At 57.5% G+C, this 19747-nt stretch carries 11 protein-coding genes; 9 read left to right on the top strand and 2 right to left on the bottom strand.

Going from position 1 to position 19747, the window contains the following annotated elements:
• Window positions 1-180: 180 nt before the first annotated feature.
• The 7 genes from AM571_RS15435 to AM571_RS15405 all read left to right on the top strand — a co-directional run bounded on the left by AM571_RS15435 (window position 181) and on the right by AM571_RS15405 (window position 15086).
• Entirely contained in the window at window positions 181-7623 is a 7443-nt protein-coding gene (locus tag AM571_RS15435) for a type I polyketide synthase (RefSeq protein WP_074062167.1), read from the top strand.
• A 1-nt stretch (window position 7624) separates the two neighbouring features.
• Window positions 7625-9037 carry an aminotransferase class I/II-fold pyridoxal phosphate-dependent enzyme gene (locus tag AM571_RS15430; RefSeq protein WP_074062166.1) on the top strand — a complete coding sequence of 471 codons (1413 nt, stop codon included), beginning with the start codon at window positions 7625-7627 and terminating at the stop codon, window positions 9035-9037.
• A 13-nt stretch (window positions 9038-9050) separates the two neighbouring features.
• Window positions 9051-9914, top strand: a complete 864-nt coding sequence (locus AM571_RS15425; protein WP_074062165.1) for an SDR family NAD(P)-dependent oxidoreductase — start codon at window positions 9051-9053, stop codon at window positions 9912-9914.
• A 6-nt stretch (window positions 9915-9920) separates the two neighbouring features.
• The gene (locus AM571_RS15420) at window positions 9921-11546 is read left to right on the top strand and encodes a sulfatase-like hydrolase/transferase (RefSeq protein WP_074062164.1); all 1626 of its coding nucleotides are present in this window, start codon (window positions 9921-9923) and stop codon (window positions 11544-11546) included.
• Window positions 11543-12844, top strand: coding sequence for a capsule biosynthesis protein (locus tag AM571_RS15415; RefSeq protein WP_074062163.1), 1302 nt, complete (start codon window positions 11543-11545; stop codon window positions 12842-12844). The genes AM571_RS15420 and AM571_RS15415 overlap by 4 nt, the downstream gene beginning before the upstream one ends.
• Window positions 12845-12902: 58 nt before the next feature.
• Entirely contained in the window at window positions 12903-14126 is a 1224-nt protein-coding gene (locus AM571_RS15410) for a right-handed parallel beta-helix repeat-containing protein (RefSeq protein WP_237358492.1), read from the top strand.
• Between the two features lie 102 nt (window positions 14127-14228).
• Window positions 14229-15086 (top strand): glycosyl transferase, encoded by an 858-nt coding sequence (locus AM571_RS15405; protein ID WP_237358491.1) that lies wholly within the window; start codon window positions 14229-14231, stop codon window positions 15084-15086.
• Between the two features lie 45 nt (window positions 15087-15131).
• Here the strand turns inward: AM571_RS15405 and AM571_RS15400 are convergent, their stop codons facing one another.
• Entirely contained in the window at window positions 15132-15953 is an 822-nt protein-coding gene (locus AM571_RS15400; RefSeq protein ID WP_074062162.1) for a polysaccharide pyruvyl transferase family protein, read from the bottom strand.
• Between the two features lie 330 nt (window positions 15954-16283).
• Between AM571_RS15400 and AM571_RS15395 the strand changes: the two genes are divergently transcribed.
• Window positions 16284-17531 (top strand): glycosyltransferase, encoded by a 1248-nt coding sequence (locus AM571_RS15395; protein WP_155774459.1) that lies wholly within the window; start codon window positions 16284-16286, stop codon window positions 17529-17531.
• Here the strand turns inward: AM571_RS15395 and AM571_RS15390 are convergent.
• A complete protein-coding gene (locus AM571_RS15390) occupies window positions 17515-18465 on the bottom strand; it encodes a stealth family protein (protein WP_074062160.1) in 951 nt (316 codons plus the stop codon). The genes AM571_RS15395 and AM571_RS15390 overlap by 17 nt on opposite strands.
• An 89-nt stretch (window positions 18466-18554) precedes the next feature.
• Between AM571_RS15390 and AM571_RS15385 the strand changes: the two genes are divergently transcribed.
• The gene (locus tag AM571_RS15385; protein WP_074062159.1) at window positions 18555-19700 is read left to right on the top strand and encodes a polysaccharide pyruvyl transferase family protein; all 1146 of its coding nucleotides are present in this window, start codon (window positions 18555-18557) and stop codon (window positions 19698-19700) included.
• Window positions 19701-19747 lie beyond the last annotated feature (47 nt).

Raw genomic sequence — 19747 nt, 5'->3', positions numbered from 1 at the left:
AGGAAATGATGGGGCTCCTTCCTTTGTTTACAGTCGGTTACGGTTGTTATTGAAAGTTATGGGAATACAACCACAGATGCGATTTTTTCGGGTGACAAGCCGTATCTTTTATGATGTGAACTTTAGCTGGCATTGATATCCGCCCTCTGCCGACTACCGCCTTAACGACACCGGGTGAACATGACGATTGAGATTATTGGGCGCGCAAGCGTTGCTCCAGGCGCTTCTTCCGTGGATGAACTGCGGCAAATTCTCGAGGACGGGAAGTGCACCGTCAGCGAAATCCCTGCCGAGCGCTGGCAGCTCGCCCGCTATTGGCACCCGCATCAAGGCATCCAGGGCAAGACCTACACGTTTGCCGCCGGCGTTCTTACGGACGTCTATCATTTCGATCCGGCTGTTTTCGGTCTTTCCCAGCGCGAAGCGATGCAGATGGATCCGCAGCAGCGGATATTGCTGAGCCTTGTCTGGCGTGCGCTGGAGGACGCCAATCTTCCTGCGGCTTCCCTGAGTGGCGAGCAGGTGGGGGTCTATGTCGGTGCATCAAGCCTGGATAACGGCAACCTGGCCGTCGAGGATCCGGCGACCGGCAGCCCTTATTTCATGACGGGCAATACGCTTTCGATCGTTTCGAACCGCATTTCGCATATCTTCGGGCTGCGTGGTCCAAGTATGACGATTGACACGGCCTGTTCGTCGTCGCTGGTGGCGCTCGACCAGGCCGTGCGCGCGCTCGATCGAGGCGACATCGATACGGCAATCGTGGGCGGGATCAATCTTTTGGCGCATCCGCTGTCCTTCGTCGGCTTTGCGCAGGCACGTATGCTGTCGCCGGAAGGCTTGTGCCGCGCCTATGACACGAACGGCCATGGCTATGTGCGTGCCGAAGGGGGCGTCGTGCTTGTGCTTCGCCGCACGGACAAGGCCCTGCGCGAAAGGGACCGCAGCTACGCCCGCCTTCATGCAACCGGCGTCAATTCTTCAGGCCGTACCAACGGCATTTCCCTGCCGTCGCGGGAGGCGCAGGCTGCCCTCCTCAAGTCGGTTTACGAAGGCGCCAATATCGATGTGAACCGCGTCGCCTTCATAGAAGGCCATGGTACCGGCACCCGCGTCGGCGATCCCGCTGAAGTCTGGGCCATCGGCAGCGTCATCGGCAAGAACCGCCGGGCGCCAGTTCCGATTGGCTCCATCAAATCGAATATCGGTCATACCGAACCAGCCTCCGGCCTCTTCGGTCTTCTGAAGGCAGTCATTGCGCTTGAAAACAATTTCCTGCCGGCAACGCTTCATATCGAGCGGACCAACGAAGACATCGATTTCGAGGATCTGAACGTTCGCGTCAACACCTCTCCGATCGAGCTGATGCCTGCGAAAACCCCGCGCTTTGCAGGCGTAAACTCATTCGGCTTTGGCGGCACGAACGCCCATGTCGTGATCAGCGATCCGGATCCTGTCGCACCGCCTGAGCCGCAAGCAAAGGGTGATCGCGTCATCTTCATGGCAAGCGCCCATAGCGCCTCGGCGCTTGAGGGTCTGCTTGATGACTATAAGCAGCGTCTGGAGCAGGCCGCAACGAGAGAGGCGCGCCAGCTTGTCGCTTCCGCGGTGGCGAACCGTGAGGCAATGCGACACCGGTTTGCTGTCAAAGCGAAAGACAGCGACGGAGTGCTGGCGGCAATCAGTGCTCATCTGGCAGGTGAGCCGACGGCTGGTGAGCATGGCGAGGTTCCTGGTCAAGGCGTGCGGGTTGCATTTGTCTTTGCCGGAAACGGCTCGCAATGGCCGGGCATGGGCGTGGACGCCTATCGCGAAAACGCCCATTTCCGCCAGTGCTTCCAGTCCTTCAGCGCTCTCTTTGAATATTATCTCGGCGAAAAGCTGACCGATCTGCTTTTTTCCAAAGACCTGCCGGAGCGGCTCGCGGACACCAAGATCGCTCAGCCGATGTTGTTTGCGGTTCAGGCGGCGTTGACCGACTGTCTCTCGGCGCAGGGCCTGAGACCCGATGCGGTTTTTGGTCACTCAGTCGGCGAAATTGCCGCTGCCTACGCAGCCAAGGTGCTGACGGCCGCGGAAGCTGTGGCGATCGTCGCCAAGCGTTCGCAGCATCAGGACCTGCTCGCCGGCGAAGGCAAGATGGCAGCGGTCGTCATGAGCGCGGATGCCGCGCTTGCCTTCGCAAAGGCGAACGGCTTCGACAATATCTGCATCGCAGCCATCAACGCGCCGAATTCGGTGACGATTTCTGGCCCATCAGACGAGGTCCAAGCCTTCCGCGACGCCGCCCGCAAGGCGCAGATCGTCGCGCATGTGCTCGATATCAATTATCCGTTCCATCATCCGATCATCGATCGGGCAAAGGATGCATTCTTCGACGATCTGCCGGATCTCGAGCCAGATGCCGGCACTGGCACATTCATTTCCACCGTCACGGGCCGCCATGCGGATGGCCAGACGCTGGACACGGCTTATTGGTGGCGCAACGTGCGCGACCCGGTGCTGTTCAAGGACGCTTGTGAAGCCGCGATGGAGATGGGGTGCAACCTTTTCATCGAAATCTCGCCGCGCCCAATTCTTTCGAACTATGTGACGGACATCGCAAAGAGCATTTCTCATCAAGCGGCCGTAATCCCGACGCTCGCGCGTGAAAGCGGGACCGGCCGCGATCCAGTCGCCCAGTCATTCGCGCGTGCTGTGGCTCATGGCGTATCGCCGCTTCGCTCGCGCAACGCCGCCGGTCGCAATGCCTTCATTCAACTTCCGCCGTTGCCATTCGAGAATGTTGAGTTGCGTCCACAGCCGACGAGCGACGAGATCGACATCTTCGGCCGCGATCAGCGTGTGCCTTATACGCTGCTCGGCTGGCGAACCGATCCGAACGCATCGAGCTGGAAGAACCATGTCGACGCCAACCTGCTGCCGGACCTTGCAGAGCATGTCGTGGATTCAAAGGCGATCATGCCTGGCAGCGGCTTCATCGAGATTGCCGTAACAGCTGCGCAGCAATATTACGATACGGACGAGGTCGAAATCGGAAATCTGGAGATCGTGCGGCCGCTGGAACTGCGGCAGGATCGTATCGCCGAACTTTCGACAGTCCTTTCTCCCGAAACCGGCAACATCGAAATCCGCTCGCGCGAACGGTTGAGCAACGACGACTGGACCGTTCATGCCGTAGCCCGGGTGCGCAAGACAATCGATGCCGTGGCCGATGAGCGCGCAGCCCCCGTTGCTGGCGAAGTCAAATCGGTTCTGACGGCCGAAAAGACATATGAGACAGCTGAGCGCTTCGGCCTGCAATATGGTCCGCATTTCAGGCTGTTGTCGAAGGCCGTCGCTTTCGGCCACGGTCTGATAGAGGTCGATCTCAAGACGGCACAAAAGGCTGCTCACCCTTACCTGACCTACAATCTGAATCCGATGTCGGTCGATGCAGCGTTTCACGGTCTGGTGGCTCTTTTCGATCAGCTGTCCGGCGATCAGGCAGGCGCGCCCTATATCCCTGTGCGTTTCGGCTCCGTGCGCGTCAGGCGTTCCGAACGGCCAGTCGTCAAGGCGACGATCGGGATCGAGAGGTTCAGCCAGAATTCGATCAAGGTGCGTTTCCGGATGTTCGACGATGCCGGCACGCAAGTTGCGGCATTCGACGATTGCCGCTTCCGCCGGACGTATCTTAGGCGTCACCACACGCTGGATTCCGTCGCCTTTCACTATGAGAGCGTCCCGTCCGCGCTTTTTGCCGCGACATCCGACATTCATGCGCTTCCGGTCCTTGCCGGTGCCTCGGACGTTGCGCTGAATAACGCAACCCTTCTGCTTGACGCTGCCGTCTATCGCGCATGCCATGAGATCGCGATTGCGCTCGCGGCAAAGGATGGTTCGCTTCCGATTGGCAGCCTTCCCGGCGATGCCGCGTTCCGATCTTTCCTCACCAGCTGCCTCTTCAGCCTTGAAGACGCGGGCATTGCCTCTTCCGATGATGGAAAATGGACCGTTGCGACCGAATTCACGCTGCCGCCGGTCGAGGAGGTTCTGCGGGAACTCTATGGTGAGGATGCCGGCCGTATCGCGGAAGCCGTCCTCATCAACGATGCGCATCGCGATGCTCTCGAGAAGATCGCGGCCCTCAAGCACGGCGCCGACGTTCCTTCTTCGAAGTCGGTCAGCGAAGCGACGCTGGAGCATGTTCTCGTCCATTCGCCGTTGAGCTTGCAACGACTTTCCGTCGTAAGCGGCATGGTCGATGGTGTGCTGAAAGCGAAAAAAGGCGGTGTCCGTCGGATTCTGGAAGTTGGGTCGATCTCGGCCGCCTTTAGCCGCAAGCTTGCCCTGGCGGCAGCCGAACACGGCGCTTTGCTCGTCATTGCCGAACCGCGTGAAAATATCCGGCGGGCGCTTGAACTCGCATTCGAAGACAGTGCATATGTCGTTGTCGCCGACCCCGATAAGCTCGGCGATGATGCCGCGGCCGATCTGGTTGTCGCTGCGGGCGATCAGAGCCAGCAGTATCTTTCCAGCGACGAGGCGCTCCAGTCGGCCGTGCGCAAGGCAGCCGCTCACGGTGCGGCGCTCGTCCTTGCCGACCGAGCGCCTTCCGTTTTCAACGACTTCGTATTCGGCCTGTCGGACGGTTGGTTTGCAGGCAGTCAGTCTCCGGAGTTTCCGATCGGAAAGCTGGGCACCGCCCGGCAGATTGAGGATCTCGCACATTCGCTTGGATTTGCGGACGCAAGTGTCGAGGAAGCCGAGTATCCGGAAGGCAGGCTCCTTTCGCTGATCGCTCAGCCGAAGGTGGTGACAGAAAAGTCGTTGGCCGCCGAGGCTGGCAATGGCCCGCTACTTGTGATCGGCGAAGGCTCGAGCCACACCTTGGACTTCTGGCGGATGGCAACAATATCCGTTTCGGCGAACGAGCCGAAGCCGGCTTATGCTGAAGCGTTCTCCAAACTTGCGGGCCAGCCGGTGCGTGCAGTCTATTATGCCGAGCGCGCATTGAACGAAGATCCATCCAAGCTGTCACAGGATCGGCTCGTCACATTTACGGCTTTTGCAGAAGCGCTTGCCGCCTACATGCAATCCGGCGAGCCTGCCGCAAACAGCCGGCCGCAGCTTCTTCTGATCGCGCCCGGCGGATCGCCGCTTTCCCGTGATCGGACCGACGGTGCAAACTCCGGACTTTGGGCCTTTGCCCGTGTCCTGCAGAATGAATATGAATTCCTGGACGTTCACATGCTCGATGCGGAACCCGGCGATCAACGCGTTTCAGGCATCGTGAATACGATCTTCGCATCACAAGGGGCAAACCGCGAATGGCTGCTCGATGCGGAAACCGGCGAGGTCCGTGAACTGCGCGCTGTTACCGGGCCTTCAGCGTCCTCGGCCCGGATGACCGGCGGGTATGCCGCTGCCACGATCCGCCAGCATTCGGCCGGACGCCTCGACAGTGTTGCCTGGGAAGCGTGTGAAGTACTGTCTGCTGCCGACGGTGAGATCGTCGTTGCCGTCGAAGCAACGGGTCTCAACTTCCGCGATGTCATGTGGGCGATGGGCCTGCTCCCCGAGGAAGCACTGGAGGACGGCTTTGCTGGCGCCACGATCGGCATGGAGTTTGCCGGACGGGTTGTCGAAACGGGCGTGGGCGTCAGCGATCTTAGGCCCGGCGACAAGGTGATGGGCATCGGCCCAGCCGCCTTCTCGACGCATGTGAGAGTTCGCCGGGATGGTGTCACCAGGCTACCCGAACGGATGGATACGGTCGCTGCGGCAACCGTGCCGGTTGCGTTCCTCACGGCCTATTACGCCATGGTCGAGCTCGGTCGCATTCAGCCCGGCGAGACGATCCTGATCCATGGTGCCGCAGGCGGTGTCGGCCTGGCCGCCTTGCAGATCGCAAAACTGAAGGGCGCGACGGTCATTGCCACCGCCGGAACGCTTGAGAAGCGCCGTTTCCTGGAAACGCTTGGCGCCGATCATGTCTTCGATTCGCGCTCCCTCGACTTCGTGACCGATATCCGCCGGATTACCGATGGCGCCGGTGTCGATCTGGTTCTCAACTCGCTCTTCTCCGAAGCCATGGAGCGCAGCCTGGAGCTCGTGAAGCCGTTCGGGCGCTTCCTGGAACTTGGAAAGCGCGACTATTATTCCGACCGGAAGATCGGGCTGAGACCGTTCCGCCGCAATATCAGCTATTTCGGCATCGATGCCGATCAGCTTCTCGTCAATGTGCCGGAACTCACGAAGCGGATCTTTACCGAAATCGGAGAGTTGTTCTCCGCTGGAAAACTCGTGCCAATTCCATATCGCGCTTTCGGTTATGAGGAGATCAGCAGCGCATTCCGTCTCATGCAGAATGCTGGTCACATCGGCAAGATCGTCGTCCGTCCCCCGGTGATCGGCAGGGACAAGGTCCTTCCGGTACCCGGCAAGGCGCTTCACTTCAGTTCTGACGGCATATTCCTTGTGGCAGGAGGCATCGGCGGCTTCGGTCTTGCAACCGCAAACTGGCTGGTTTCGAAAGGCGCCCGCAAGATCGCGCTCTGTTCACGGAAGGGTGTTGCCGACGACGAGACCCGCAAGTCGATCGCCGAATGGACAAAGAGGGGTGTAACGGCAAGTGTGCATGCTTGCGACATCACCGAGGAGAGGGCGGTCGCCGACCTGCTTGGCGAATTGCGCACCAAGGCGCCGCTGAAGGGGATCGTCCATGCAGCCATGGTGCTTGACGATGCCCTGCTTTCGAACCTCACGGCAGAACGCAACCGGCCCGTCGTCGACGTAAAGGTCAAGGGCGCGGAAATCCTCCACCGGTTGACGGCAGATGACGACCTCGACCTCTTCCTGTTGTTCTCGTCTGCGACGACGATGCTCGGCAATCCAGGTCAGGCGAATTATGTCGCAGCCAACGGCTACCTCGAAGGTTTGGCGCGCCAGCGTCGCGCAGCCGGACTTGCCGGTCTGGCGGTCGGCTTCGGCGCGATTGCAGACAAGGGCTACCTGGCGCGTAACGCGGAGGTGAACGAGGTGCTTTCGAAGCGCATCGGCAAGTCGGCCTTGAAAGCGAGCGATGCGCTTGAGCAGGTCGAGCGCTACATGCTTGCCGACCAGGGCCGTATCGAGGGTGCGACCGTCATGATCGCCGAGGTTGACTGGAGCGCGGCGCGCCTTCTGCCAATTGCCGGAAAGTCGCTTTTCGAGACGATCATGCGCCAGGCAGGAAGCAGCCAGGCGGTCAATGACAACGAAACCATTGACCTTGAGGCGATGATCGCCGGCAAGTCTGCAGATGAAGCGCAGGCTCTCCTCCATAAGCTGGTGGCTGCCGAAATCGCAGCGATCCTGCGCATCACCGAAGATGGAATCACACCGGAAAAGGTGCTCAAGGACATCGGGCTTGACAGCCTGATGGCGATGGAACTCGGCATGAGCTTTCAGCAGAAGACCGGTTTCGACATACCACTGAGCGGTATCAGCGATGGCACGACCATTGGCGATGTCGTGGCTCGTCTTCGGGAGCGCGTGGCCAGCCGTAGCAGTGGAAACGAGGGGGTAGGCGACGCCGAGCAGGTTGTCAGCCAACTGATCCAGAGTCATTCTGGCACCGTTCAGAAAGCGGCAATGTGAAATGACCAATTCAGAAGGCAAGGCGCAGGACCGGAAAACGGGACTGCTCGATCAGATGCGGCACGCCAACGAGTCGTCCGGCAGAAACCGGACAGCCCGGATGAACCGCCACCCTCAGTCGCCGGTTCGCCAGGTGACACGATTCGACGAATTGCCGGAATACCAGCGGGTGATGACCCAGAAGATCGGGGCGCAGATGGCCGGCATCGGCAACCCCTTCTACCGGTCTCATGACAAGGCGGCAGGTGCAACGACTGTCATGTCCGGCCGGGAATTCGCAAACTTTGCCTCTTATGACTACCTCGCAACCAATACGGACCCGCTCGTCAACCAGCGGGCAAAAGAGGCGATAGATCGCTTTGGCATTTCTGCGTCGGCAAGCCGGCTGGTTGCCGGAGAGCGGCCCGTGCATGTCGAACTCGAACATGCACTTGCCAAGGTCTACGGGGTCGACGCTGCCGTCTGCTTCGTCAGCGGCTACCTGACCAATGTCGCTGCGATCAGCTGTCTGATGGGCCCGCAAGACCTCGTGATCCATGACGAATTCATTCATAACAGTGCGCTTGCCGGCATCAAGCAATCGGGCGCGACACGACGTCTCTTCAAGCATAATGATGTCGAGAACCTCGAATCCGTTCTGAAGACACTGTCCTCCGACTTCCGCCGTATCCTGGTGATTGTCGAAGGCGTCTATTCGATGGATGGCGATATCGCCGACCTGCCGGCCCTGGTCGAGCTAAGGTCGCGTTACGGCTTCTGGCTGATGGTCGATGAGGCACACGCTCTCGGGGTCCTTGGAGAAACTGGTCGCGGCAGCTTCGAACATTGCGGTATCGATCCACATGACGTCGACATCTGGATGGGAACGCTTTCCAAGACCACATCGAGCTGCGGCGGCTATATAGCCGGAAGCCAGGCCCTGGCGGACGTCTTGAAGGCCGAAGCCGGTGGCTTCGTCTATAGTGTCGGCCTGGCGCCGGTACTGGCGGCTGCGGCATTGACCGGCCTTGAAATATTGGCAAAAGAGCCGGACCGTACTGCCCGCCTGCGGCGCAACGGCGCGCTCTTTCTCAGGCTTGCGAAGGACGCCGGTCTCGATACCGGCCTTGCGACCGGTTATTCCGTCGTTCCGGTGATCGTCGGCGATTCCGTTCGGGCCGTGCAGCTTTCCAATGATCTTCTCGAAGAGGGCATAAACGCGCTTCCGATCATCCATCCGGCAGTTCCCGAGGGCATGGCGCGGCTGCGTTTCTTCATCACCTGCAATCACACGGATGAGCAGATTGCCCACGCTGTCACTGTGACAGCGAAGCGGCTCAAAGATTTACAGGACCGCAATTTCGGCCTAGGTTCGATCGACTTCGAAAAGGTCATGAAACTCCTGCCGATGAACCAGATGGCGGGCAAGCCTTAGGCAGGACGATGCAATGCATGTCATCGTAACCGGCGGTTCAAGCGGCATCGGATTAGCAGTCGCAAAGGCTTACGCCGCCAGAGGCGAGCGTGTTTCGCTGATCGCACGCGATGCCGAACGCCTGGATCAGGCGCTTCGAGAGGTCAAGGCTGCATCGAAAGGCGGAAGCGCTTTTGCCTTTTCGGCTGACGTTTCCAAACATGAGGACCTGGCATTTGCGGTCAAAGCCTGTGAAACGGCAAACGGCCACTGCGATGTGCTGATCGCCTCTGCCGGCATCGTCGAACCGGCCGCCTTCGACGCTCTTCCAGCAGCGGCCTTCGACCAGCAAATAACCACAAATCTCCTGGGCACGGCAAATGCCGCCCGTGCCGTCTATCACAGCATGAAGGCGAGGGGGCAGGGGACCATCATGGTGGTCTCGTCGGGTGCCGCATTGATTGGCCTTCACGGTTATGCGGCCTATTGCGCCTCCAAATCCGCCCTCAAGGGCTTTGCCGAAGCCGTTCAGGCGGAAGCTGTCGGAACGGGAATTCGCGTCTCCATCTGCTTTCCGCCGGACACGCTGACACCCCAGTATCAGCGCGAAATGACGATGCGGCCATGGCAGGCCGAGGTTCTCATGGGCAAGGTGAAGCCGTGGACGGCCGAAGCAATTGCGCAGCGAATTATCGCCGGTATCGACCGCAACCGCTCGAAGATCCACTTTACGCCATCTCTCATGGCGCTTGCCTATCTGGGACCGTTCATCAAGCCGCTGCTTTCGCGCTGGTACCGTTATCGATTGAAGCGTGGCGTAAGGGAAACGCATGCAAGGTCATCGACTGTGCATTTGAAGACAGGGATATCATCGGGCATTGACACGCCCAAGCTTTAATCGGATTTGGCATTTATTGCCGGTAATAGAAAATCGATGGTTTCGTTGCGCTTACATGATGTCCCCTTTCTACTGGTTGCCTCCTGCTTCGTCCTGACGTGCCTCTTCGTCTACGCAACGGACTGGTTCGCGATGCCGTCTGTCGTCTATCGCCAGAACAAGATCGAGCGGACACCCGCGCGCTATGCGCTCGATCTTGCCGCGCGCCTTCCGGTTATCGCTCTGGTCTTTGCGGGGTTCTTTTCGGTGACGTGGCGGCCGATCTACGCCATGCAGGCGACGATGAGCTTCTTTGTGATTTTCACCGGGATTTCACGCGCCAAATTCAAGTTCATCAGAGAGCCGTTGATTTTCTCCGATATCGCGCTCGTCGTCGATGTCTTCAAATACAAGGAGATTTTCTATGCGACCTCGCTCAACGTCTTCTTCTGGATATTCTCGTTCCTGTACGTTTTCGGCGTGACCGGGCTCTATTTCTACTTCGAGCCGCACATCTTGCCTGACAGCGCACGGCTGTTCTCGGTGCTGGTCGGACTTGCCGTTGCCTTCGGCCCGTGGCTGGCGCTTTTCTATGGTCCCGTGAACGGGCCGGTTTCGCGGGCCACTCAGCAGCTCGTTGGACCGATCGATATCAAGAAGAATACGGTCCGCTTCGGCACGTTCACGTCTGTCGTCCTGCATTTTATCATATGGCTTGGCCGCCGCCGCGAGAAGATCGTGCACGAGCTGTCGGTCATGCTGAAGTCGGCGCTGCACGATCTTTGGGATCCGGACGGCGACGAAGAGCCGCCGCTCATCGTCGTCTGGCAGTCGGAATCCTTCATCGACCTTCGTCATTTCGAGGTCAAAGACCTGAAGCTTCCCAATCTTGATCGGCTGCGCAAGCGGGCGGCGCAGTGGGGCCGCATGACCAGCGTGTTCGAAGGCGGTTATACGCTTCGCACAGAATTTGCAGTCTTAAGCGGACTTCAGCCGGACGACGTGCATATCGATGCGAGCTACCCCTATCTGAGCGCAAGCCAATATGCGGATGTCGTTTGGCCGAATAAGCTGAAGGATGCCGGCTGGAAGACGCAGTTCATTCACCCCTATGACCGTACCTTCTTCCTGCGTCATAAGGCAATGCCGCAGCTCGGCTTCGATCACATGATGATGCTCGACGAATTCGATCACAATCCGGAGCGCGACGGCCCTTATGTGAGCGATCAGATGCTGACGAAAAGCGTTATCCGCGAGATCGAAAAGGATCCGGACATCAAGAATTTCCTGTTCGTCGCCTCAATGGCCAACCATGGCCCCTGGGAGGCCGGTCGCGTCGGTGACCTCACGGATTCTGTGGAGATCTATTCCGAGCTCCTTCGTCGCGCCGATCACGCCCTTGGAAACCTGGCCCATCATCTCGATACGCTGGACCGGCCAGTCTGGTTGCTCTTCTACGGCGATCATGCGCCGCTCTTGAAGGCTTTCGCCGATCCGTTTCCGGACCCTCGTACCGATTACGTGATCGTGCCGCTCGGTCGCGCTCGCTCGCATTCGCAGCGTCCTGTTCCTCCGCGGGAAGAAGCGCCATGGAACCTGCTCGGAACGCTGCTGCGCTATGCCGGCCTCAGCAAAGAGTTGCCGGCGCAATGATCGTGCCGGTGGTCCGCTCAGAGGAGAAGGCGAAACGCGTCTTCCTGTTTCTCCAGGGGCCATCGTCCATGCTCTATTGCCGGATCGCGGACCGTCTTGAGGCAGCAGGCTGCGCGTGCCTCCGCGTCAACCTCAACAGCGGGGATTGGCTGTTCTGGCGCAGGCGAGGTGCCTTGAACTATCGGGGTCCTTTCGCCGCCTGGTCGGGCTATGTCCGTCATCTCATCGCCGACAGCAAGATCACCGACCTTATCGTCCACGGCGAGGAAAGACCCTATCACCGTGCTGCCATCGCCGAAGCCCGCATGATGGGCGTTTCGATCTACGCAATCGAGATGGGGCATCTTAGGCCCGATTGGGTGACGATCGAGCGCGAGGGCCTTTCGTCCAACTCACGCTTTCCCGCTGATCCGGATCATATACTTGCGGCTGCGGAAGGCCTGCCGGAACCCGATTGGAACAGGCGCTACAGTCACACTTTCCTCTCCGAAGCGATCGCCGATCTCCTGTATTACCTGCCGACCGTGTTCCTCTCGCTCTTTTATCCTCATTACCGGCGGCACGGGCTATTTCATCCGCTCGCCGAATATGCCGGCTGGCTGAGAAGGCTCGCAACAGGCCGCAAGAGGGCCCGCGAGGCGAATTTGAGAATTGGCCAGCTGTCTTCCGATAATGCTGCGTTCTTTGTCTATCCCCTGCAGATTGAAACCGACTATCAGCTGCGCGCCCATTCGCCTTTCCACAGCCAGCGGGATGCGATCCGCTATATTCTGCGTTCATTTGCCGAGCACGCACCGCAAGAAGCGAAGCTGCTCGTCAAAGTCCATCCGCTCGATAACGGGCTTATCGACTGGGACGACTATGTGAACGCCACGGCCCTGTCGCTCGGCCTGTCCGGTCGCGTGCAGGTTATCGACGGCGGTGATCTCTCGACGCTGATCGCTGCAAGCCGGGGCATGGTCACAGTCAATTCGACAGCTGCGCTTTCCGCATTGCAGGCAGGAAAGCCCGTTAAGACGCTCGGAGTGACGATTTATGATATCGAAGGGCTGACGGATCCAGGTTCCATCGATCGTTTCTGGCAAGATCCACAACCGCCATCGGCAAAGCTTCTTGGCGCGTTCATGCGATTGCTCGCTGCCTCCGTGCAGGTTCGCGGCAACTTCTATTCGAAAGAGGGAGCGAAGGCAGCAGCCGAAAGCATTGCCTCGAGGTTGCTGGTGCGAAATGTCAACGAGCCGGGCGCCTACGTAGAGCCGCCGATCCGCAAACATCCTGTGAAAATAGACGTTCCTTGACGAACATCTGGTAAGAAATCGGGTGGAGATTCGCGCGACGTGGGGCAACGGAGATAGAATGATACTCGACAAGACGAAAGCTGTCATAATGTCAACGGGCCTCGCCTTGCTGGTCGGCTGCCAGGGCGCAGCGCCCTATATTGACAGCTCATTTTTGCAGCCCGATCTTGGATATCAGAGGCCGCATCCTCAGCGACCGCCGGACCCCTCCGTGCCGTCGCCTGATGACGAAAACACCGGGCCATTAACTCCGGTCGAGGAGCCTCCCACCGACACCTCGCCACCAAGCGAAGACGCTGGGCAAAGCACACCGTGCGGACAGGCGACGATCTCCAAAATAAGGGCCCCTGGTTCAGAGCCGGTTTCCTTGCGGTGCAATATCCAGCTGTCTTCGCGCGACGTCGTGACCCGTCAGTTGATCTTCGAAGGAAGTTCCGCTTCAAACGCAGTACTTGATTGTGGCGGGGGGCTGATCGACGTCAGTTCCGGTAGTTCACGGATGCAGAAGACAGGGATCGTCGTTCGCTCGACGCGGATTGCGTCGGGGCAGTGGGATGCTCCGCGCAATGTCACCATTCGTAACTGCCGGATCAGAGGATTTGTCAGGATTTACGGTCTCGGAGAAAATGCGAACGGAGAAGTCATGAAGGCTTCTTCGCTCAAGCCTGATCACACCACTTATGCCCAGGCCGCGGCGCCGGCCAACGTGAGATTTGAGAAAGTTCGGATCGAAGCACCCGGTGGCATACCGTTCTATGTGGGGCCGGGCGTAACAGGAGCGGCTTTGATATCGTCTCAAATATCAGGTCGCAGCACCGCCGTTGCCGTATATCTTGACGCCGAGTCAGCCCGCAACACGATCTCCGGAAACGTCTTCAGCATCAAAACGGACAAGCGTGAGTTGATAGCTATCGATGGTTCTGCAAGAAATACGATTTCCCGTAATACGTTCGAAAACTCCGACAATGGCGGAATATTCGTCTATCGCAATTGCGGAGAAGGCGGCGTTATTCGCCACCAGAAACCGGAATTCAATCAAATAACGCAAAACACGTTTCGTTATTCTTCTGGCCGAAAGCAACCGGCAGTTTGGCTGGGATCCCGTAACGGCGGCAAGGACTATTGCTTTACCGATCCGGCCTATCCATTTGGCAGCAGCGCAAGCAATGCAGACTTTGCTGACAACAACAATGTCGAAGGAAACAGGATCGTCGGTGGTGGTCGCGATCTGATCGTTAGCAGGGGCGGCAACAATGTCGTTCGAGACAACACGTCACAATAGGCGGCATCTGACAATGGAAACAATGGCTACGTGCTATTTTGTGTCTGCTGGCATGCGCGAGATCTTTGCAAACGGCTTGGAGCATTGGGATTTAAAAAAGGAATGGCGGAGGAAATGGCTGTGAGCGAGGCGCTACCTGCGGCAGGCACGAAACAGGTGATCTGCATAAACTGGGGTACGAAGTTCGGCCCTCCCTATATCAATCGCCTTTATGCCATGGTTGCGAGAAATATAACTCCGCCGTTTACGTTCACATGTTTCACGGATAAGCGCGATGGCATTCGGCCTGAGGTTCTTTGCGAGGACTTACCACCATTAGACGTCGCGAAAATGCCAGAGAAATCCCCAGGGATCTGGAACAAGGCTAGGCTTTGGGGAGAAACTTTAGGGTCCCTCCGCGGCCCAGTCTTGTTTCTCGATCTGGACCTTGTGATTGTTGCGTCGCTCGATCCGTTTTTTGAGGTTGGCAGCGCCGATGACGTCGTCATGGCGCGCAATCAGACCACGCCGTTTGAAAAGCTGGGTCAGACATCGCTGTTTCGATTTCCGGTGGGCAAGCTCGCGCCGCTGCAAGAGAAATTTAAGGCGGCACCACAGGTGATTGCCGATGAGTACCGGTTTGAGCAGCGCTTCGTAACCAAAAACGTTCCGGATGGTCCGAAGTTCTTCCCGCGCGAGTGGGTTCTGCACTTTCGTCAAGATTGCCGGCGTTCTTGGCCGCTCAATTACTTCCTTGCACCGCGGCTCCCCCACAGCGCGAAAGTCGTCATCTTCCCCCGCGGTCTTCGCCCAGAGCAGGCGATAAGCGGGAAATACCACGAACGCGGCGCCGACAATCTGGTCGGACATCTTATGGCAAGCTTCAACAAGGGCAAACGGCAGAAGCGGGACACGTTCTTCGCGCATCTTCGGCATTTTATCCGTCCGACGCGCTGGGTAGCGGATCACTGGAGGGAGTAAGCGTGTTAAGCGCGATTTCATCGCGGGGCTGGCGACAACGCTAGACTAGGCCAGGGCTGCAGCGATCCTGCTTCGCAAGTCCTGACGGATTTGCGCTTTGATGCCATCAATGTTCAATGCTGGCGGTATCTCAGCAACCCTACTTGCAAACGGGTGATTGATAGGATGCCACTTTGAACGCCGCTGAAGTCCGATCTCTTCAACTATTGCAGTGCGATTGGTCTTGGGACCGATGAAGACGGTTGGAATGCCCATAGCGACACAGGGCATTGCGCAGTGAATGCGCTTGGTGACTATCAGTGCCGCTTTACGGCCGTAAGTTTCGATAATCTCGCGTGCAAACCTGAGACGTACATCCGTCGGTGTCTCTGGCACCCGATGGCTGACGGTTTTCAGTTTGAGCCCGTGATTATTACGAAAGTTCGGCGTTAAGTCGCTGAGATCTGCCTCAACAAGGTAAATCGAGTCAGGCTTTCGCTCGGCAGGCGCATCGAACGTCAATGTGGCACAAAGCGAAAGGTACGCTTCAACTCCTAAACTCCGGATGAATTCTACCGTGCCGCTATCGCGGCATCCGATGGGCTCATGCTTTTTTAAGTAGGCTGCATGCCGGGCAATAGTCGGCTTGGCTCGCTTCTGTACGTGGAAGCCAAAGAAGATAGGTTTAATCGCTTCGCTCGGTGGCCAGTTATCGAGTTCTTCTAGAAACCAGCCATTTGTGACCAGGATGGCTTGGGGGCCATCGTATGTGTTGAGGTGATCTCGGTCGATGAAGGCGTCAACGCGCGGCAAATGCTGCATCACAGCCACCGTCTGAACGTCGTCGCCAATGTTATTGCTGAGCCAGTTCAGCGCCAAAATATTCATTGAATCTCTCTAAGTTTTGCCTCCAGATAATACGCAGTCCCTCAGATTGCAATCCGTTCTCTTGCCGGTTCGATAGGACCGCCGCAGCGACACTCATCTCTAAATGGCACGTGGCTGTCGGCCAACGATACCGCTGTTAAAAGGTGGCTGTTGGCACGAATTACATCGTGTGCCCTGGTGGCGATCACGCGGCAACGGTTGCCTGTCGAGATTTCTTAACCTGCAGCGTTCAGCGATCCCGAAGCGTCGAACGGAATGGTACCTGGGGAATGCCTGCTCGATTTAAACGCTGCTCTATGTTATGGGGCAGCACGTTAACTGGAACTGCCGATGCCTCGATACCCTTCATCAAGCCGATTGTTCGCCAGATGGATTGAGCCCCCTCCTAGCGGCGTCGTCGAAGCCTCGAACTTTAGACAAGGGGATACTTTTTCGGTCGATGTCTGTATCGTGACGAATTGCGCCTTCGTCGGTGGAAACGCCTCAACCACTGTCACTGAGCTCGAGGAGTTTTCCGCCGCTGGACTGACCACGATCATAGTACATTGCCCAGTCAAACGGTCGCTTTGGAAACGCAATTGGGTGGCTGAACGCTTCCTTCCCTTCATGGACGAAATCGTTCCCGCGCATAACGTCAAACACATCAAGTGCCAAACCCTTATCGCCCGTGGCCCTCGCATGGTTATGACGCCGGTTTTCCGCAATCTGATGAAGAGGATCGATGCCGGACGGGCTTTGTATGTCGTGAACAATTCCGCGTGGAGCGAGAATGGGAAACCGCTGTTCAACTGGCAGGCGCTGAATCGTCGCGCCGCAAGGATTGGAGTTCCGCATTCGAGTGTCTATCCAATCAGCCCGATTATCCGCGAAGAAGCCAGGAAGGCCCTTTCGAAATCTGCTTGCCCGGACTTATTGGCGCCGATCGATTGGCCACCGGCTTTCAAAATTGAGGATTTCTCCTTTGCGCCGCGGAGGCACCTGACTGCCCCCGTCGTCATCGGACGCCATGGCCGGGACCACGACGGAAAATGGCTCGAAGATGCGGAGGAACTTCGGGCTGCCTACCCTTGCCGCAGTGATATTGTCGTAAAAATCATGGGCGGAGCAGAAACGGTTAGAAAACGGTTAGGCGCTTTGCCCTCCAACTGGGAGGTCGAGCCGTTCGGAACGATGGGCGTTGCAGACTACCTTTCGCAACTTGATGTGTTTGTAAACTTCCCGGCACGAACCAGAGACGAAGCTTTTGGGCGAACGATAATCGAGGCCGTACTTTCGGGACTTCCTGTAATCCTTCCTCCTGCATTCGAACCCACGTTCGGTGATCTGGCGCTTTATTGCGAGCCACATCAGGTGGCAGGGCTCATCGAAAGACTCGCGAGCGATGATGAGGGCCGCATCCACTATATTAACGCATGCCGACGGGAAGCGGCAGAGCGCTTTGGCTCCCACACGCTTTTGAAGCGGTTGAAAAGTCCTGGCATCGAGGGATCTTACTCGCCCACGCTCGATGGCGACTCACAGGATTTTCGTAGGAGGATGATGCGCGAGCTCATCCCCGAGACTAGCGTGACAGGCTGAACCACTCTTCTAAGCCCGAGAAGACAACGCGACTGTCCTCTTCGGTCATTGCGTCGAGGCTCTGCACACAGATACACGCAAGCTCACCGCGGACCAGAGCGCGCATCGTAGCAGCGATTTTAGCCGACGCCCGTTTATTTCGAGGAGGCTTGATAAAGCCAAAGTCGGCAGGCTCCTCCACGAAGGAGCTATCCAGTTCCAGATTGTTTGCAAGGCCGATTGGGGAAAATTGCGCGGGACTGCGAAAACGATAACCAGCCTGAGCCCGCAGCGCTGTAACGTCTTGCTCTAGGAAAGCGGCCATCGTCGATCTTCGCATGGCGTGAGGGTGATGTCCCGCAAGGAGATAATCATCGGTTCGCCCTGCCAAGCGCGCAGCCATTTGCTGGGCCTCCTTGAAGCCTGCTCGCTTCGGACCACGACGAAAAATGGCCTTGAACCACGTGGTTGAGTTATTGGGAAAACGCCTTAGCTGGCCCCTTAGCACAGGCCTGCCGTCTCGAAAAAAGTAGTCAGCTGTTAAGCTGCGTCCAATGAAAATGTCATCATTGAGATAGATAAACTGTTCGGCGAGATCCGGAATGCGATAGAGCATCGTCTCAACTGAGCGTGAGCTGAAAACCGGGAGCAAATCGTCATGCTCTCCGTAAATTGAACGGTGACTGACAATTTCGATTCGACTTGCCCAGTCGGGGTTCGCAGCTACAAGGCTTTCCAGAGCGTCAGGTTTTTGGTCGTCAGTGACGACAAATACGCGTCGTATAAAAGGACAGAAGCGCAAGATTGACCACACGCAGTATTTAATCTCGCCGCGATGCGCAAAGCGTGTCGAGGCGGTAGCCATAGAATGTATTGCTTTTGGTTGAAAAACCGCCCTTTTTGCAACATGGGCAGGATCATCCCCATCGACCCAAGTAACAACTGCGTCAATCAAAACAAAACTCCGCTCCCGACGAATCTTGACAGCGCCTCTCGGCACATGCAACGCCACGCAAAACTGAACGAAACCGAAGAAAGCACAGCATGAAAGCTCCCGTCGCGATCGTTTTCGCCAACCTTAAAGGTAATCTAGGCGACTTCGCAATATTGCATGCGATGCTCGTCGATCTGGAACGAAAGCGTTCAGGGCACCCTGTCCATGTCTATTCCCAAGGATTTGTATCCGTAGATCGCGCCAGACTCGCGGCCTTTAGGAAAGTTGCCCCGCCGTTTGAACTTGCGGGAACGACGTTCACCGACAATCATCGTTTCCAGCGGCTAAGGGTCAAAATAGCGAGATTATTTCGCTTGCGGCAGCGTTACCAAGCTTCGAGGATCAGATCCTTGGCGAGAAACGCGACTTCCGACGCGGAAACTTTTTCGCGATACGAAGGAGTCTATATTGCCGGCGGAGCACAGTGGACGGGCGAGAACTCGGGAGTATCCATGTTCGCCACGCTAAGAGCTATGGCTGCACACACCGATCGAATCTTTTCCTATCCCGTCTCGGTCTCTTCATCCCTTTGGAAGGTGAACACCCGGAGCGGTTTAGCTGCCGACTTTTCGCACATTCAAGCCCCGCTCATCGCGCGCGACAGCACATCCGAAGCTATGTTCAAGGAGCTTGGTCTCGATGCTGTGCTCGGTGCCGACTGTGTCTTTTCGCTAGCTGAGATTGGAAAGAGAGTAGAGGCCGCATCTCGTGGGAAAACGTTACGGGTGCTGCTCGTAGTAACGAGTCAGGAGGCGGTTGCAATCAGCGGGGCGCTTCAACGTCTGCGCTCGCACGGCATTTCGATTGCACTCCTGACAACGTGCGAAAGCGAGGACTTTGCGGTTCAAAAGCCGAGCGCCGAGGCCCACGGAGCACAATTTCTTGCTCCTCTAACCTGGCAGGATACCGTAGCCGAAATGAAGGCTAGTGACGTCGTCATTACGAACCGGCTTCACGGGCTCATCCTCGCTTCATTTGCGGGTGTACCCGTATTGCCTTTGACTGACCGGTCGAAAGTTCTGGCAGTGGTCAATGATGCAGCATTGCCGTTGAAAATATCGAACCTCGCGTATCTGAATGTCGAGATCGTAAAGGAGGCCGTCGACCGACGCGCAGAAATTGTCAGCAAGATTGCCGATTATCGAGATCGAGCACAGTCAAAGCTGCGCAGCCCTATTTTGGATGAACGGGCGTGACCAGAGAAGCATTCGTGAGACTACTTAGGCAAACTGGCCGCACCTTG

Source organism: Rhizobium etli 8C-3 (assembly GCF_001908375.1).
In the GTDB taxonomy this organism is placed as follows: Bacteria; Pseudomonadota; Alphaproteobacteria; order Rhizobiales; family Rhizobiaceae; genus Rhizobium; species Rhizobium etli_B.
Note: the sequence above shows the minus strand (reverse complement) of the source record. Positions and strands in the feature narration are given on the sequence as shown.

Coding starts and splice junctions, on each gene's coding strand:
- AM571_RS15400 (WP_074062162.1), bottom strand. CDS start 15,953: ATGAATATTTTGGCGCTGAACTGGCTCAGCAATAACATTGGCGACGAC.
- AM571_RS15435 (WP_074062167.1), top strand. CDS start 181: ATGACGATTGAGATTATTGGGCGCGCAAGCGTTGCTCCAGGCGCTTCT.
- AM571_RS15405 (WP_237358491.1), top strand. CDS start 14,229: ATGGCGGAGGAAATGGCTGTGAGCGAGGCGCTACCTGCGGCAGGCACG.
- AM571_RS15395 (WP_155774459.1), top strand. CDS start 16,284: ATGCCTCGATACCCTTCATCAAGCCGATTGTTCGCCAGATGGATTGAG.
- AM571_RS15415 (WP_074062163.1), top strand. CDS start 11,543: ATGATCGTGCCGGTGGTCCGCTCAGAGGAGAAGGCGAAACGCGTCTTC.
- AM571_RS15430 (WP_074062166.1), top strand. CDS start 7,625: ATGACCAATTCAGAAGGCAAGGCGCAGGACCGGAAAACGGGACTGCTC.
- AM571_RS15410 (WP_237358492.1), top strand. CDS start 12,903: ATGATACTCGACAAGACGAAAGCTGTCATAATGTCAACGGGCCTCGCC.
- AM571_RS15385 (WP_074062159.1), top strand. CDS start 18,555: ATGAAAGCTCCCGTCGCGATCGTTTTCGCCAACCTTAAAGGTAATCTA.
- AM571_RS15425 (WP_074062165.1), top strand. CDS start 9,051: ATGCATGTCATCGTAACCGGCGGTTCAAGCGGCATCGGATTAGCAGTC.